Source organism: Acinetobacter sp. LMB-5 (genome assembly GCF_001541635.1).
In the GTDB taxonomy this organism is placed as follows: Bacteria; Pseudomonadota; Gammaproteobacteria; order Pseudomonadales; family Moraxellaceae; genus Acinetobacter; species Acinetobacter pittii.
In genome coordinates this window covers 157,850-173,282 of the sequence record NZ_LRDR01000008.1, presented here as the reverse complement: position 1 = coordinate 173,282, position 15,433 = coordinate 157,850, and the positions used below count along the sequence as shown (strand labels likewise).

15 protein-coding genes are annotated in these 15,433 nt (G+C 39.8%); 6 read left to right on the top strand and 9 right to left on the bottom strand.

From position 1 onward, the window contains the following. The first annotated feature begins 162 nt into the window (after positions 1-162). A complete protein-coding gene (locus AW165_RS12940; protein ID WP_060466060.1) occupies positions 163-1,548 on the top strand; it encodes a WS/DGAT/MGAT family O-acyltransferase in 1,386 nt (461 codons plus the stop codon). 27 nt (positions 1,549-1,575) lie between these two features. On the opposite strand, the gene AW165_RS19330 is transcribed toward AW165_RS12940, so the two are convergent. The 6 genes from AW165_RS19330 to AW165_RS12915 form a co-directional block, all read right to left on the bottom strand. Then, positions 1,576-1,749 carry a PA1571 family protein gene (locus tag AW165_RS19330; protein ID WP_002116397.1) on the bottom strand — a complete coding sequence of 58 codons (174 nt, stop codon included), beginning with the start codon at positions 1,747-1,749 and terminating at the stop codon, positions 1,576-1,578. Positions 1,750-1,888: 139 nt separating this feature from the next. Next, positions 1,889-3,343, bottom strand: coding sequence for a ribonuclease G (gene rng / locus AW165_RS12935; protein WP_005064412.1), 1,455 nt, complete (start codon positions 3,341-3,343; stop codon positions 1,889-1,891). Positions 3,344-3,456: 113 nt separating this feature from the next. Beyond that, entirely contained in the window at positions 3,457-4,017 is a 561-nt protein-coding gene (locus AW165_RS12930) for a Maf-like protein (RefSeq protein WP_060466059.1), read from the bottom strand. Continuing rightward, positions 4,005-4,496: a rod shape-determining protein MreD gene (gene mreD / locus AW165_RS12925; protein ID WP_060466058.1), complete on the bottom strand. Its 492-nt coding sequence runs from the start codon at positions 4,494-4,496 to the stop codon at positions 4,005-4,007. The genes AW165_RS12930 and mreD overlap by 13 nt, the downstream gene beginning before the upstream one ends. Then, positions 4,483-5,340: a rod shape-determining protein MreC gene (gene mreC, locus AW165_RS12920; RefSeq protein ID WP_032056659.1), complete on the bottom strand. Its 858-nt coding sequence runs from the start codon at positions 5,338-5,340 to the stop codon at positions 4,483-4,485. Before mreC ends, mreD begins: the two co-directional genes overlap by 14 nt. 16 nt (positions 5,341-5,356) lie before the next feature. Then, entirely contained in the window at positions 5,357-6,397 is a 1,041-nt protein-coding gene (locus AW165_RS12915; protein ID WP_000601379.1) for a rod shape-determining protein, read from the bottom strand. A gap of 133 nt (positions 6,398-6,530) precedes the next feature. Between AW165_RS12915 and gatC the strand changes: the two genes are divergently transcribed. The 4 genes from gatC (at position 6,531) to AW165_RS12895 (ending at position 10,594) form a co-directional block, all read left to right on the top strand. Further along, positions 6,531-6,845 carry an Asp-tRNA(Asn)/Glu-tRNA(Gln) amidotransferase subunit GatC gene (gatC, locus tag AW165_RS12910; protein ID WP_000107699.1) on the top strand — a complete coding sequence of 105 codons (315 nt, stop codon included), beginning with the start codon at positions 6,531-6,533 and terminating at the stop codon, positions 6,843-6,845. 53 nt (positions 6,846-6,898) lie between these two features. Continuing rightward, a complete protein-coding gene (gene gatA, locus AW165_RS12905) occupies positions 6,899-8,377 on the top strand; it encodes an Asp-tRNA(Asn)/Glu-tRNA(Gln) amidotransferase subunit GatA (protein ID WP_005072830.1) in 1,479 nt (492 codons plus the stop codon). After that, a complete protein-coding gene (gene gatB, locus AW165_RS12900) occupies positions 8,377-9,846 on the top strand; it encodes an Asp-tRNA(Asn)/Glu-tRNA(Gln) amidotransferase subunit GatB (RefSeq protein ID WP_000796643.1) in 1,470 nt (489 codons plus the stop codon). The genes gatA and gatB overlap by 1 nt, the downstream gene beginning before the upstream one ends. A 169-nt stretch (positions 9,847-10,015) precedes the next feature. Continuing rightward, positions 10,016-10,594, top strand: coding sequence for a DJ-1/PfpI family protein (locus AW165_RS12895; protein WP_060466057.1), 579 nt, complete (start codon positions 10,016-10,018; stop codon positions 10,592-10,594). A 77-nt stretch (positions 10,595-10,671) separates the two neighbouring features. On the opposite strand, the gene AW165_RS12890 is transcribed toward AW165_RS12895, so the two are convergent. Both AW165_RS12890 and AW165_RS12885 read right to left on the bottom strand, forming a co-directional pair. Continuing rightward, entirely contained in the window at positions 10,672-11,190 is a 519-nt protein-coding gene (locus AW165_RS12890; RefSeq protein WP_060466056.1) for a hypothetical protein, read from the bottom strand. 83 nt (positions 11,191-11,273) lie between these two features. Then, positions 11,274-12,341 (bottom strand): DUF1176 domain-containing protein, encoded by a 1,068-nt coding sequence (locus AW165_RS12885; RefSeq protein WP_060466055.1) that lies wholly within the window; start codon positions 12,339-12,341, stop codon positions 11,274-11,276. Positions 12,342-12,465: 124 nt separating this feature from the next. On the opposite strand from AW165_RS12885, the gene AW165_RS12880 reads away from it, so the two are divergent. Further along, on the top strand, positions 12,466-13,215 hold the full coding sequence (locus AW165_RS12880) for a DUF4850 domain-containing protein (RefSeq protein WP_060466054.1): 750 nt from the start codon (positions 12,466-12,468) through the stop codon (positions 13,213-13,215). Between the two features lie 43 nt (positions 13,216-13,258). Here the strand turns inward: AW165_RS12880 and AW165_RS12875 are convergent, their stop codons facing one another. Further along, complete coding sequence (locus AW165_RS12875; RefSeq protein WP_060466053.1) at positions 13,259-15,307, bottom strand: M13 family metallopeptidase; 2,049 nt, start codon at positions 15,305-15,307, stop codon at positions 13,259-13,261. Positions 15,308-15,433 lie beyond the last annotated feature (126 nt).

The window sequence follows — 15,433 nt, the reverse complement described above, 5'->3', positions numbered from 1 at the left end:
AAAAAACCACTGGCAAATCAGTGGTTTTTTTTATGTCATGTTCCGTACACAAAGTCATATTTTCTCTACTCTAAACGCTATATACTTAATTTTACGGTTCTATAATTCTAATAAGAGCTCATATAAGGGCTTCTTAGAAAAATGCATGAGGCACAATGATTTATGCGTCCATTACACCCAATTGATTTCATTTTTCTGTCACTTGAAAAAAGACAGCAACCCATGCATGTCGGTGGATTATTTTTATTTGAAATTCCTGAAAATGCACCAGAAACCTTTGTACATGATTTAGTAGAAGATATTAAACGCTCAAAGAGCATTCCTATTCCTCCGTTCAATAACCGCTTAAGTGGTTTATTTTGGGATGAAGATGAAGAATTCGATATCGATCATCACTTTCGCCACATTGCTTTGCCTCATCCTGGCCGTATTCGTGAACTTCTGGTGTATATTTCACAGCAGCATAGTTCACTAATTGATCGTGCAAAGCCACTTTGGACTTGTGACATTATTGAAGGAATCGAAGGCAATCGTTTTGCCATGTATTTTAAAATCCATCATGCAATGGTAGATGGTGTTGCTGGTATGCGTTTGATCGAGAAATCTCTATCAAAAACACCAGAAGAGAAACATGTTGTTCCTTTATGGTGTGTTGAGAGCAAAAGAGCTAAGCGTCTAAAAGTACCAACTCGAAGTACTAGTAAAATTAAAAGTATTTTAGGCGGTATTAAATCTCAACTCGACATAGCTCCCAAAGTCATGCACGAGCTATCTCAAACAATATTCAAGGAAATGGGTAAAAATCCTGATTATGTTTCTACTTTTCAGGCGCCAGTTTCTATTTTGAACCAAAGAGTGAGTGCTTCACGTCGCTTTGCGGCCCAATCCTTTGAATTAAGCCGCCTTAGAAAGATTTCAAAAGTATTAGGCGTAACAATTAATGATGTTGTACTCGCAGTATGTTCTGGTGCTTTACGTGAATATTTGATTAGTCAAAATAGCTTACCTAAGAAACCACTTATTGCCATGGTTCCAGCTTCATTACGTACAGATGATTCTGACATGAGTAACCGAATTACCATGATTCTGGCAAATTTAGGAACTCATAAAGACCAACCGTTAGAACGCCTAGAAATCATTCGTCGCAGCATGCAAAATTCAAAGCAACGCTTTAGCCGCATGACTGCGAATGAAATTTTAAACTATAGTGCGGTAGTTTATGGTCCGGCAGGATTAAACATCATGTCAGGAATGCTTCCTAAGCGTCAGGCGTTCAATTTAGTGATTTCCAATGTACCAGGACCACGTGAGCCGCTTTATTGGAATGGCGCGAAATTAGATGCGCTCTACCCTGCTTCGATTGTCATGGATGGACAAGCTCTAAACATTACCATGACCAGTTATTTAGATAAGCTTGAAGTTGGCTTAACAGCTTGTCGAAATGCTTTGCCAAAAATGCAAAACCTTTTGACTCATTTAGAAGATGAGATTCAACGTTTTGAAGAAATTATTGTAGAGAAACAGCTGAAACATCATTCAGCAAGTTAGAAAATTAAGGGGCTTTGAATTGGCCCCTTATTTTTTGATTGTGCGGCACTGGTTAAGCAACTGATGACATACTGAACGAATCATTGCAGTTGTGATTGGTACTTCTTTACCTTGGTCATTCAACATATAGCAGCTATTTACTGGCGTGCTTTCTAAAACATGTTTAAGACCGTTGCTAATTAAGTTTTCACTTACATTCATGGGTTATACCTCTTATTGTTTGCTAAGACGTTTAATAGGGAGAACGTCTAGGGCTACTGTATGTAAGTAGTATTTAAAATTCATGAATGAAAGTAAAATTTCAGTTGTAACAAGGATTAAGCGATATCTTGTTACAACTTTAGCTTAAAATGATATCGTATTGCTCTTGCGTATATAAATTTTCGACCTGAAATTTAATAACACGGTTAATAAAATGCTCTAAATCGGCTACTGCTGGTGCTTCTGCTGTTAATAATCGGTCAATCACAGAAGGATGGGCAACAACAGTAAAGCCACTCGTTGACTCAAATGCGCGGGTATAACGTAATATCTCACGAAATATTTCGTAACACACTGTCTCCGCTGTTTTGACAAAACCACGCCCTTGGCATGTTGGACATGATTCACATAACAAGTGTTCTAATGATTCACGAGTTCGTTTACGCGTCATTTCGACCAGACCAAGTTCTGACACTTGAGTAATTTTGGTCTTCGCGTGATCTCGCTCAAGCATTTTCTCGAACTGACGCATCACCTCTTCACGGTGAGTTGCTTCTTGCATGTCAATAAAATCAATAATGAGAATCCCCCCCAAATTACGCAGTCTAAGTTGACGCGCGATAACTTGAGTCGCCTCCATATTAGTTTTAAAAACCGTGTCTTCAAGACTACGACCACCTACATATGAACCTGTATTAACGTCAATCGTTGTCATGGCTTCAGTCTGGTCGATCATCAGATAACCGCCCGATTTCAAAGCTACGCGAGTTTGTAAGGCTTTTTGAATATCTTCTTCAACATTATAAAGATCAAATAGTGGTCGCTCACCCGGATAATGGATGAGGCGACTCTTCATATTCGGGACAAATTCATCTACAAACTCAAGCAGTTTTGCATGAATCTCTCGCGAATCTACATAAATCTTTGCAGTTTCTTCGCTTGCTAAGTCGCGAATAATACGTTGAGGTAATGGAAGTTCTTCAAAAATTAAAGAAGGAACAGCAACGTCAGTCTGCTTACGCTGAATGTACTCCCACAATTTGCTCAGATAGCACATGTCCTGAGCAATTTCTGCCTCATCCACCCCTTCTGCAGCCGTACGGACAATCACGCTACCAGGTAAATTATGCTCAGATTGAATACCTTCAATAATATTACGCAGACGATCTCGCTCTTCTTCAGACTCAATACGCTGCGAAACACCAATATGGTTGCCATATGGCATTAAAACCAAATAGCGAGAAGGAATTGAAAGATCTGTACTTAGACGTGCACCTTTTGTGCCCAACATATCTTTCATTACTTGGACAGTAAGGGTTTGCCCAGGATGTAATAGCTCAAAGACATTTGGGGTAGGCTGTGAACGAGGCCAAACCATATCGTTGATATGTAAAAAGGCTGTTCGAGACAAACCAATATCAACAAAGGCAGCTTGCATGCCCGGAAGCACTCGTACAACTTTACCCTTGTAGATATTGCCGACTAGACCGCGTTTAACTGTACGCTCGACATACAGTTCATTAACAGTTCCATTTTCGATTAATGCCACCCGACACTCCATAGGCGTGACATTAATAAGTAGTTCTTCTGACATACATAAACTCAAAGCATTATAAAATTTTTATTAAAGAGTCAGAGAAGCTGTTAACTTTAACGTTGTCTAGTGTTCATCGACAATGCTATTCAATGAAGAATGATAACAACCCCTTATGTCTTTACTCTTTTGAATAACTGTGCAAATTCGTATAAAGGAAGTCCTACAACATTACTATAACTTCCTTGAATTTGGGGAATATATTGCGAGGCAATTCCTTGAATTGCATATCCACCCGCTTTTCCAACAGGTTCACCCGTGGTCCAATAATCTTCCATATCCTGTGTAGTCAGGCGCTGAAACTCAACTTGTGTTTGCACTACCTGACTTAACATCTGTTGTTGAGTCGCAACGCACAGTCCAGAAAACACATCATGCCAACGTCCAGATAATTGTTTCCAGATTTCAAAGGCATGACTTTTCGATTCAGGCTTACCAATAATTTGACCATCAAGTCCCAGACTTGTATCGGCAGCAATAACAATTGCTTCTGGAAAAAGCTTCAATACAGTCTGAGCTTTTTCTCTAGCCAACCGTTCAACATAATGATGAACCAGCTCATTTTCATGAACAGACTCATCAATGTCAGGACTATAGATTTCAAAATCTAAGCCTAGCTGTTGCAACAGCTCCTTCCGACGAGGAGAGCTAGATGCTAAAACTATATGCGCCATTTTGCCAAACAATAATAGACGACTGGCCACGTGATGATACTTGTCATCAAAGGTTGCCAATGTCTAGCAATCGAAAAATGAATTCCACCCATCGTCTGTGTTACCCACATAAATGCTAAATGGGCAATAATGACCAGCGTTGCTATCGTCCATAAATTAACAAAAGTTAAAATACGGCGTTCCCGAATTAAAAAACGGGTAAGAAAAGTCACAATTACAAAACTTAAGGCATTGAGCCCTAAAGGCGCATCAAGCAGTAAGTCTGTAAAAATCCCCATCGCAAATGCAAACCAGACCCCACACCATGTTGGCTGACATACTACCCAAAATAGCATGATCATCAACATGAATAGTGGCCGCCATCCTGAAATATCATAAGATAGCGGATAAACCATGAGTACAGAACCCACAATAACGGAGAGAATAATTCCCCATAATGGGTCTTTACGCTTTTCTCGTTTAAGTTTAGCGATCGGCATATGGCTGCTCCTTCGCTAATGATTCAGAGAAAAGTACAACTACATGATGGCCTGTTGCTAATTGTGCTGATGGTGTTACATCAATTTCAGCAAACTCACCTGAATTATGGCGTTTTATTTTGGCAACTGTACCCACTGCGTAACCTGCTGGGAAATGTTCACCCAAGCCTGAGCTAAACACTTTATCACCCACCTGAATATTCGCACTGGTCGGGACATATTCCATTTTTAAACGGCCCAAATCGCCTGTACCAGAAACAATCGCCCGCATTCCAGTACGCTCAAGACGTACCGACAGTGAATGTTCTTTATCTGATAACAACATCACACGTGAGCTATGAGGGTATACATTAATAATCTGCCCCATAATCCCCTTATCATCCAGAACCGTTTGACCGACCTTTAGATGGTCCGTAGAGCCTCGGTTAATAATGATGATATGGCGTAATGGGTCTGCATCTGTCCCAATCACTTCGGCAATTTCCATACGACCATCAATAATTAACGGTGTATCAAGAAGGCCTCGTAAACGGGTATTTTCAGCTGACAGTTCAGAAAGTTTCTGTAAGCGGACTTGAGCTTGTAAAAGCTCAGCCTGCATCGCTGTATTTTCACGACGCAGTTGTGCTTCAGATTTTGTTTGTTGATTCAGCCATTCTCTCGACAGTACCGGATAACTAGCCAATGCATAAATTGGGTTATATGCAGCGTACAAGACATCCCTTGCTGGCTGAATTACATAAGGCATGCGCCAATCAAAGAACAGCACAACCAAACATGTAACGACCGCAATAATGAACGAGCGGAAAGATGGCGGCTGTCTTGAAAAAATATTCGGTTGCACCGCCTAATCCTTAAACTTAACCGACGAAAAGCATGTCATGGTTCGGGTTGTCGAAGAATTCTAATACTTTACCACCACCACGGGTTACGCAAGTAAGAGGATCTTCAGCAACAACGACTGGTAAACCAGTTTCTTGAGCCAATAACTTGTCAAGGTTACGAAGTAGCGCACCACCACCTGTCAACACAATACCGCGCTCAGCAATATCAGAAGAAAGTTCAGGAGGAGTTTGCTCAAGAGCAGATTTCACAGCGCTTACAATGCTTTGTAATGGATCAGAAATGGCTTGAGTAATTTCGTCAGAAGTTACGGTAATTGCACGAGGCACACCTTCTGCAAGGTTACGGCCACGTACTTCGATTTCTAATGTTGTACCATCAGAAACAGCCATACCTACTTCTTTTTTAATAATTTCAGCAGTGGTTTCACCAATCACACAACCGTGAGCTTTACGAACATAATTGATGATTTGCTCATCAAAAACATCGCCGCCGATGCGTAAAGAGTCAGCATAGACACAACCTTGCAATGAAATAATTGCAATTTCTGTTGTACCGCCACCAACATCCACAACCATAGAACCACATGCTTGTTCAACTGGCATACCTGCGCCAATTGCTGCTGCCATAGGCTCTTCAATCAAACGAACATCACGGGCACCAGCATTAAATACTGCTTCGCGAATCGCACGACGCTCGACCAAAGTTGATTTACATGGTACACATACAACTACACGAGGTGCAGGTGGGAACAAACGTTTTTCGTGAACTTTACCAATAAACTGATTCAACATGGTTTCAGTCACTTCAAAATCCGCAATTACACCGTCTTTCATTGGACGAATTGCAGAAATATTCGCAGGCGTACGGCCCAGCATTTGCTTAGCATCTAGACCTACAGCAGCAACAATTTTTTGTGAACCACTGTGACGAATTGCCACAACTGTTGGTTCATTTAATATAATGCCGCGGCCTGGTGCATAAATAAGTGTATTTGCTGTACCTAAATCAATGGCTAGATCCGGCGAAAACAAGCCAATTAGTCGTTTTAGAATCACGGTTCGTTCTCAGTTAAACTTTCATGTGGATGCAAGGTGGCAACTTTAAACTAAATGTGATGATTTGAACAAGTCAATCGCTTATTATAACGCACGATATTTTGAAAATTTTTAATACTGATTAGGTGATGTTATGTCTACATCGGATGCACAGCATTCAGCAGATTTAAATGCACAAACAGTTTCAGCAATCGCCAATCTTGCTCGATTGTCGCTCAATGATACGCAATCTGCTGAATATGCTCAAAGTCTAAATAAAATTTTAGGCATGATGGAAACCTTAAAAGGCATTGATACGGAAGGCGTAGAACCTTTGAAAAGTCCTTTTGACAATCCTCAACCTTTACGTGCTGATGTGGTAACTGAAAGCAATCATCGAGATGAATACCAAGCAGTTGCACCTGCAACTCAAGATGGTTTGTATCTTGTTCCTCGCGTGATTGAATAACTTTTACTCAATTAACCCATCTTCCCTATTTTGAATGTAAAGAAATTTTACTCATGACTGATTTACATCGCTTATCAATTCGTGAACTTGCTGAGGGCTTAAGCCAAGCGAAGTTTTCATCTCGCGAACTGACTGAACACTATTTAAAACGTATTGCTAAAATTGACCCACTGGTAAAAAGCTACGTGACGGTTACGCCTGAACAAGCGCTCGCAGAAGCTGACGCTGCCGATGCTGCATTAAAAGCAGGTAATGCAACAGCTTTAACGGGTATTCCTCTTGCGCATAAAGATATCTTTTGTACCAAAGGCATTAAAACAACTGCCGGTTCAAAAATACTAGACAACTTCATCTCTCCTTACGATGCAACTGTTGTTGAAAAAACAAAAGCTGCTGGTCTTGTCACTTTAGGTAAAGTGAACATGGACGAGTTTGCAATGGGTTCAACTTCTGAAAGCTCATATGTTGGTGCAACAAGTAACCCATGGGCACTTGACCATGTTCCTGGCGGCTCATCAGGTGGTTCTGCTGCGGCTGTAGCGGCTGATTTAGCACCTTTTGCTACAGGTACTGATACAGGTGGCTCAATTCGTCAACCTGCATCATTCTGTGGCTTAACGGGCTTAAAACCAACCTATGGTCGTGTATCTCGTTTCGGGATCATTGCTTATGCATCATCTTTAGACCAAGCGGGGCCAATGGCACGCTCTGCTGAAGACTGTGCTTACTTAATGAATGTAATTGCGGGTCACGATGCAAAAGACTCGACTTCGGTTAAAAAAGAAGTTGATGACTACGTTGCAAACTTAAACAACACATCTGTAAAAGGTCTACGCATTGGTATTCCTAAACAGTACTTTAACGTTGCAGGTTTAGATGCCGACGTAAAAGCTCGTGTTGAAGAATCATTGAAAAAGCTTGAAGAAATGGGTGCAACGCTTGTTGAGATCGACCTCAACATGACTGAAGCCTATGTTCCAACGTATTACCTCATCGCGCCAGCAGAAGCATCATCTAACTTGTCACGTTACGATGGTGTTCGTTACGGCTACCGCTGTGAAAACCCAGCTGATTTGATGGATCTTTACAAACGCTCTCGTTCAGAAGGTTTCGGTCCAGAAGTTCAACGTCGTATTCTCATTGGTACTTATGCGCTTTCTGCGGGTTATTACGATGCCTACTATGTAAAAGCTCAAAAAGTACGTCGTTTGATTCAACAAGACTTCTTAAAAGCATTTGAGAATGTGGATGTGATTGCTGCTCCTGCTGCGCCAACAACTGCATATAAAATTGGTGCGAACTTAAGCCCAACTGAAATGTATTTAGGCGATATCTATACCCTTGCAGTGAACTTAGCAGGCTTACCAGCGATTAATGCTCCTGTTGGTTTTGATAAAGACAGCTTACCTGTAGGCCTACAATTAATTGGTAACTACTGGTCAGAATCACAATTGTTGTCGATTGTTCATCAATACCAACAAAATACCGATTTCCATACTCAACGTGCGGCAATTGCTGAGGAGAATGCATAATGGCTGAAGCTCAAAAGTTGAAATTGATTGACGGTTGGGAAGTCGTTATTGGTATCGAGATTCACACTCAGCTTGCAACCAATTCTAAAATTTTCTCTGGTTCATCGACTGAATTTGGTCAAGACCCAAACACGCAAGCGAGCCTTGTAGACTTGGCAATGCCGGGTGTACTCCCAGTTTTGAATGAAAAAGTAGTTGATCTTGCAATTCGCTTTGGTTTGGGTATCGATGCATACATCGACCAAGCTTCTGTATTTGCACGTAAAAACTACTTCTACCCTGACTCTCCAAAAGGCTACCAAATTAGCCAAATGGACAACCCGATTGTAGGCTTAGGTCACATCGACATCCAACTTGAGGATGGTACGACTAAACGTATTGGCGTAACTCGTGCTCACCTTGAAGAAGATGCTGGTAAATCTGTACATGACCAATTTGAAGGCATGTCTGGCATTGACTTAAACCGTGCTGGTACACCTTTACTTGAAATCGTTTCTGAGCCCGACATGCGTTCGGTTGAAGAAGCAGTTGCTTACATCAAAGCGATTCACACATTAGTACGTTGGTTGGGTATTTCTGACGGTAACATGGCCGAAGGTTCATTCCGTGCCGACTGTAACGTGTCTTTACGCCGTCCAGGCCAACCTTTTGGTACGCGCTGTGAGCTTAAAAACCTCAACTCATTCCGTTTCATTGAGCAAGCGATCAATGTTGAAATTGAACGCCAAATGGAAATTTTGGAATACGGCGGAAGTATCGACCAAGAAACTCGTTTGTTCGATCCAAACAAAATGGAAACGCGCTCTATGCGTTCTAAAGAAGAAGCGAATGACTACCGCTACTTCCCCGATCCAGATTTGTTACCTGTGATTATTGCTGATGAGCAAATTGAAGCTGCTCGCGCTGCACTTCCAGAGCTCCCTGCTGCTCGCCGTGCGCGCTTTATCGCAGACTTTGGTGTAACTGAGTACGATGCTCACGTACTTACGCTCTCACGCGAAATGGCAGACTTCTATGAAGCTGTTGTGGCTGCTGCTGGCGGTGCGAAGCAAGGTAAAGTATCAGCAAACTGGGTAATGGGTGAATTCTCAGGTGCGTTAAACAAAGCTGGCCTAGACTTAGCAGACTCTCCTGTTTCTGCTGAACAACTTGGCGGCATGATTGCTCGTATTGTTGATAACACCATTAGCGGTAAGATTGCTAAACAAGTCTTTGGCTTTATGTGGGAATCGGAAGGTAAATCTGCCGATGACATTATTGCGGAAAAAGGCTTAAAGCAAGAAACTGACACAGGTGCAATTGAAGCGATCATTAAAGAAGTACTTGCAGCCAATGAAAAAATGGTTGAAGAGTACAAGTCTGGTAAAGAAAAAGCCTTTAACGGTCTTGTTGGTCAAGTCATGAAAGCTTCTAAGGGTAAAGCCAACCCTGCTCAAGTAAATGAATTAATGAAAAAATTGATTGGTTAATTTCATTAGCTAACTCAAAAAAAAGCCTCGATTTATCGGGGCTTTTTTATATCCGTCTAAAGCATCCTTCGACTAAAGAATGCACTTTTTTCCTAAAAAATTACTCAGTGATTGTGCTAATTTAAATTAATAATTTAGATAACTTATATTTTAAAAAGAGAGATAAATCATGTCTAAAAAGATTCTAATGTTGGTCGGTGACTATGCCGAAGACTATGAAACTATGGTTCCTTTTCAGTTCTTAACAGGTTTAGGTTATACCGTGCATGCTGTTTGCCCAAATAAAAAGAACGGTGATCATATTGCGACGGCTATTCATGATTTTGAAGGCGAGCAAACTTATAGCGAAAAACGTGGCCACAACTTTGCGATTAACTATGATTTTGATGCCATTAATACCGAAGACTATGTAGGTCTAGTGATTCCGGGTGGCCGTGCACCAGAGTATTTACGTATGAATGATCGTGTTATCGAAATTGTACGTGAATTCGATAAAGTGAAAAAACCAATTGCAGCTGTATGCCACGGTGCTCAGTTACTCGCTGCGGCAGACATTTTAAAAGACCGCCTCTGCTCAGCTTATCCAGCATGTGCGGCCGAAGTAAAATTGGCAGGTGGACAATACGCAGATATTGCTGTGACTGAAGCCGTTACAGATGGACATTTGGTGACTGCTCCAGCTTGGCCTGCACATCCAGCTTGGTTAGCTCAATTTGTGAAAGTTTTAGGCGCTACAATTACGATCTAAGAGATCTCTTCATCCCAGAAACAATAAAGCCTGCATTTAGATAGCAGGCTTTATTACTAAAATAGAAAATTAGATTTTTATCTTGTAATTCCTAATTTATTCCAAATTTCTGGCGTTAAAAACGTCGTCACTAATTTATTTAAATCGATATAACGCAATGTACCTTGTAACTGTTGTTTAACGGCTGGGTCTTTAACAATATCTTCACCCGCACTTTGACCTAACTGTTGAAAAGCTTCTCCAACTGCCTTCACACCTTCTGCCTGAATTACAGCTTTGGTCTGAGCAGAACATTGCTCAACAATCACACGTTGTAAAACCTGAGCCAGTTTTTGGTCTAACTGATCTTTTTGCTCAGGCGTTACATTACTAAATGCTTTTAAGTCGGGATGAGCTGCTAAAGCTGTAAATGTCCATTGAAGTACAGTAGTTTTGTCTGAAGCCGTTGTAGCCTTAACTAAACAGTCACTTAACTGATCAACTGTTGGGCCAGCCATCGCAATTTGGGTAGTCCCCAACACAGCAGCAGCCACACATATTGAACGGCTCAGGTGTGAAAACTTACGGCAAACAATAGCGTAAAGATGATGTGACATAGGTCTGGCTCCAATAAACAATCTGTTCTTTTTATCACAGAGTCACTAAAGTTACCTGTTATGACTCTGTAACCGCAAAATACCTATTTCACCACAGACTCTATTCGATCAAGTTCCCACACCCCACCTGCTGCCAAGCCTTTACACATACCCGTCCACATATCCTTAGTATGTACAAAGCTTTTGCCATCCCACACCCATTCTTCACTTGCCCAACAATCTCCAATGCCTCTTCCCTTTTGAGCACTACTGATAATACCGCTATCAAAATCTGAAGCGGATTCAGCCACAAACGTGGCTTTACCATTTAACGACTCATCGAGCACCCAAGCGCCATATCCTTCGTTATAGGCGCCTCTCCAGCACAACGTAGTCGCCAGAACTTTCTTATTGGTTAGTTTATATAACTCAATTTTCTGTGGTTCAGCTCCATCGCTATTACCACCATAAACGCCTTCACAAAAGCCGTCTTCTTTCGGATTCGGTTTAGCAGCCATCAAACTACGGTGTATTGCTTGATACTGTTTATTTTTAGGCAGTAAAGTTAAATAAGGTTTGTTTGAAGTCTTAATACGTTTAACAAGTAGTTTTGGCTCAGGCATAAGCACTTTGGTTTCATTGGCATTACCCTTTTTAACCAAAGCACCAACAGTTCCGATACGCCTCTGAAAATCATCCATTTTTAATAACACAGCAGTCATTCCAGCATCGGAAATTTTCCATTCATGCTGTGCATTTTTAAATACAATTTCAGTCTTCTGTTTGGATTGCTGTAGTACAGCATTGACTTGCGAGCTGTTGAGTTTACCCATAAGTGGTAACTCAGTACCATCTACAGTCACAGCGTCTAAATCTTTGCCATTTATATAAAAATGAATATTTTTAAGCTGGTTGGCTGGCAAACTTTGCTCATAGTCTGATAAAGCAAATTCAGCTTGCACAGGTTGTTTTGCCCCTGCTTTACGCACCAATAAAAGTGATGCTGGATTATCACCATTTTCTTCACTTTGATAGCCTGCGGCTTTACATGTACCCGTATTGCTACACGAGATTTCCCACTCTTGGTATGAAAATGAAATACCTTTGATTTCTTGAGCAAAACTATAAGAACTCATTACTGCCAAACAACCAATTGAAAGTATATTTTTCATTTTTTCATGTCTCTACACGTCTGTTTTATTATGAAGTTAACAATAGCGTTAAATTTTGAGTTACCGTCTAGTTTAAAAGAATATGTTAGATTTATATAAGATTTAAATTGATTACTTTCTAAAAATGAAAAAACTGAATTTTTTATTATGCACAGCATTGGTCAGTCTAACTTCAACTGTTTATGCAGAAGTAAAAAGCTTTACTCCCCATTTTCCAAAGTTTTATAGCTCTGCTGCAACCCGCAAAGCAGATAATCAGTTCTATTCTCTAGGAGAGGCAAAGTTTTTAAATGGTGTTACAGTCCCGTTTTATGGCGTTACTGCACAAAACCCAATGGAGGATGGTTTACTTAAAGATTTTGAAAAATGCACACCTAAAAGCTGCAATTTTAATTTTAAACTCGATACTCAACATGCCAAGCAACTCAAGCTTCTTGCATTACCTGAAACAGGATTAGTACTGGTTCCACGTAACTGGCAAGATGTAGAAGCAAATGCAGGTGCAAATGGAACTGGTTTTGCTCTAGTCATGAGTCCAGACCACAAACAAGCAATAGAACTCTATGATTCTTCATTTTGCGTTGGGTGTGGCTTACCCAATGCAACGCTTTACTTTCCTCAACTATTAAAAGAAAGTCTTGAAAATGAATTTGGCGGATTTAAAGACTCTAAAAAACTCATCAATATTGTTCATCCCTCTAAAAGAGTTGCTTTTTTTAGTTATCAAATTCCACAAGTGAACAATAAAACCCATGGTATTGCCAAATATTATGATGAAGACACTTTTAACTATAAAGAGATTCAAGTTACCTTAGATAAATCGCAGCAGTCTTTAGTTGGCACTATCCTTAATTTTTATAATGCAACGCACTAATCCAATACTTAATAAGAAAACCCGCTTTCGCGGGTTTTCTTAATCACCAAATAGTTACCCGCTTCTCTGGTGGTAAATACATCTGATCATCTTCGTTTATTTTAAAAGCCTCATAAAATGGTTTTTGATTCATTAAAGCTCCATTGCCACGCACTTTATCAGGGGAATGAGGATCAGTTTTTAAATAGATAAGCGCTTGAGCTTCGCGGGTTTTCGCACGCCAAACTTGAGCCCACCCCATATAAAAACGTTGCTCACCAGTCCGTCCATCAATTACAGGGGCTGGCTTACCATCTAATGCAATTTGATAAGCCTTATAGGCAATTGCTAACCCGGAGTTATCTGCAATATTTTCCCCTAATGTCAATTCACCATTAACATGATAACCAGCAATCGGTTCATAACGGTTATATTGTTCAATCAATGCTTGTGTTTTAGCTTTAAAACGCTGGTGGTCTTCAGCATTCCACCAGTTTCTCATATTGCCCAATTCATCAAACTGACTACCCTGATCATCAAAGCCATGACTAATTTCATGGCCAATCACAGCACCTATACCACCATAGTTCACTGCATCATCTGCGTTTATATTAAAAAAAGGTGGTTGTAATATCGCTGCTGGAAATACAATTTCATTCAATGATGGATTGTAATAAGCGTTCACCGTTTGTGGTTTCATATACCATTCATCACGATCAACCGGCTTACCCAATTTATTAAGTTCATATTGGTATCTAAACTCACTTGCACGAATTATATTTCCAACTAAATCATTTTTAGCGATGTGCAGACCAGAATAATCACGCCACTTTTTTGGATACCCGATCTTTATTGACATGTGAGAAAGCTTTTTACGAGCTTGTATTTTCGTCGCAGGACTCATCCAGTCCAATTCTGTAATGCTTTGGTCATAAGCACGAATCAGATTTTGAACCAATAATTCCATCCGTTGTTTTTTCTCAGCAGGAAAGTATTTTTCAACATACAGTTTGCCAATACCATCTCCCAGAATCTTATCAACAAGCTGTACACCACGCTTCCAACGCGCTTCTTGTTCAGTAATATCTCGAAGTGTCTTGTTATAAAAATCAAATTTATTATTTACAAAAGCGCTATTTAGTAATGGAGAAAAATTATTTATCAAATGCAATTTAAAATAAGCTTTCCATATATCTAAGGGTGTATCTTGAATAATTGTATTTAAGCCCTGAAAGTAGTCTGGCTGATTTACCTGAATAGTATCAATTTTTCCTTTTAATTCAGTTGCAGTTAGATAACCTTGCCAATCAAATGCAGGGGTCAATTTATACAAATCTGCGAGTTTATATTTATTGTAGCGTTTTGCAAGATCGCGGTTTTGAACGTTGCTCCACTGTATTCGTGCTAACTGAGTTTCAAGTTTTAAGATTTCCTGAGCATGTTGCTCGGCTTGCGAGTCTCCAGCAAGTGTTAAAGTTTTTTCAATATACTTTAAATACTGTGCACGAGTTTCAATAAATTTTTTATCATCTTTCAAATAATAATCACGGTCAGGTAGACCCAAACCACTTTGCTCCAACCCAGCCACCATTTCAGTAGATTGTTTCATATCCTGTTCAATGCTTAGACGTATTGGGCTATTGACATCAATACGAGCAAAATGTGCCATTAAAATTGCAATTTGATTCTTATTTTTCAATTTATCAATTTGATTTATCTCATTTTTTAGAGGACTAACACCTTGCTTCTCAATACTTTTTTCATCCATAAAGCTAGCATATAGAGTAGCTATTTTCTGCTCTAAACTACCATCCACCCACTTTTGACCAGATAGCTCTTCTACAATTCCATGTACTTGGGTGATTGATAACTCACGGAGCTGATTAAAAGCTCCCCAACTTGCTTTATCAGCTGGGATTTCAGTATTTTTTAACCAAATACCATTTACATGTGAATAAAAATCGTTCTTTTCATTAATAGAGTAATCAATATATTGTTGATCTATACCTGATATTTTTTTGATTTGAGAATTTGTTACTAATTCCGCACGTACCAAATTAGCAGAAGTCATAAGTGCAATCGTAAGAGCACTTTTAAGTAAAATAGATTTCAAAGACTTAACCTCATATTTAAATATTTAATGATCTAAAACAATAGCTTAAAGTGATTATTTTTTATTAATTAAGCGAATGGCAAAATTAAAACCAATATAGAAGCAAGTTTTATACCGCGAAAATAT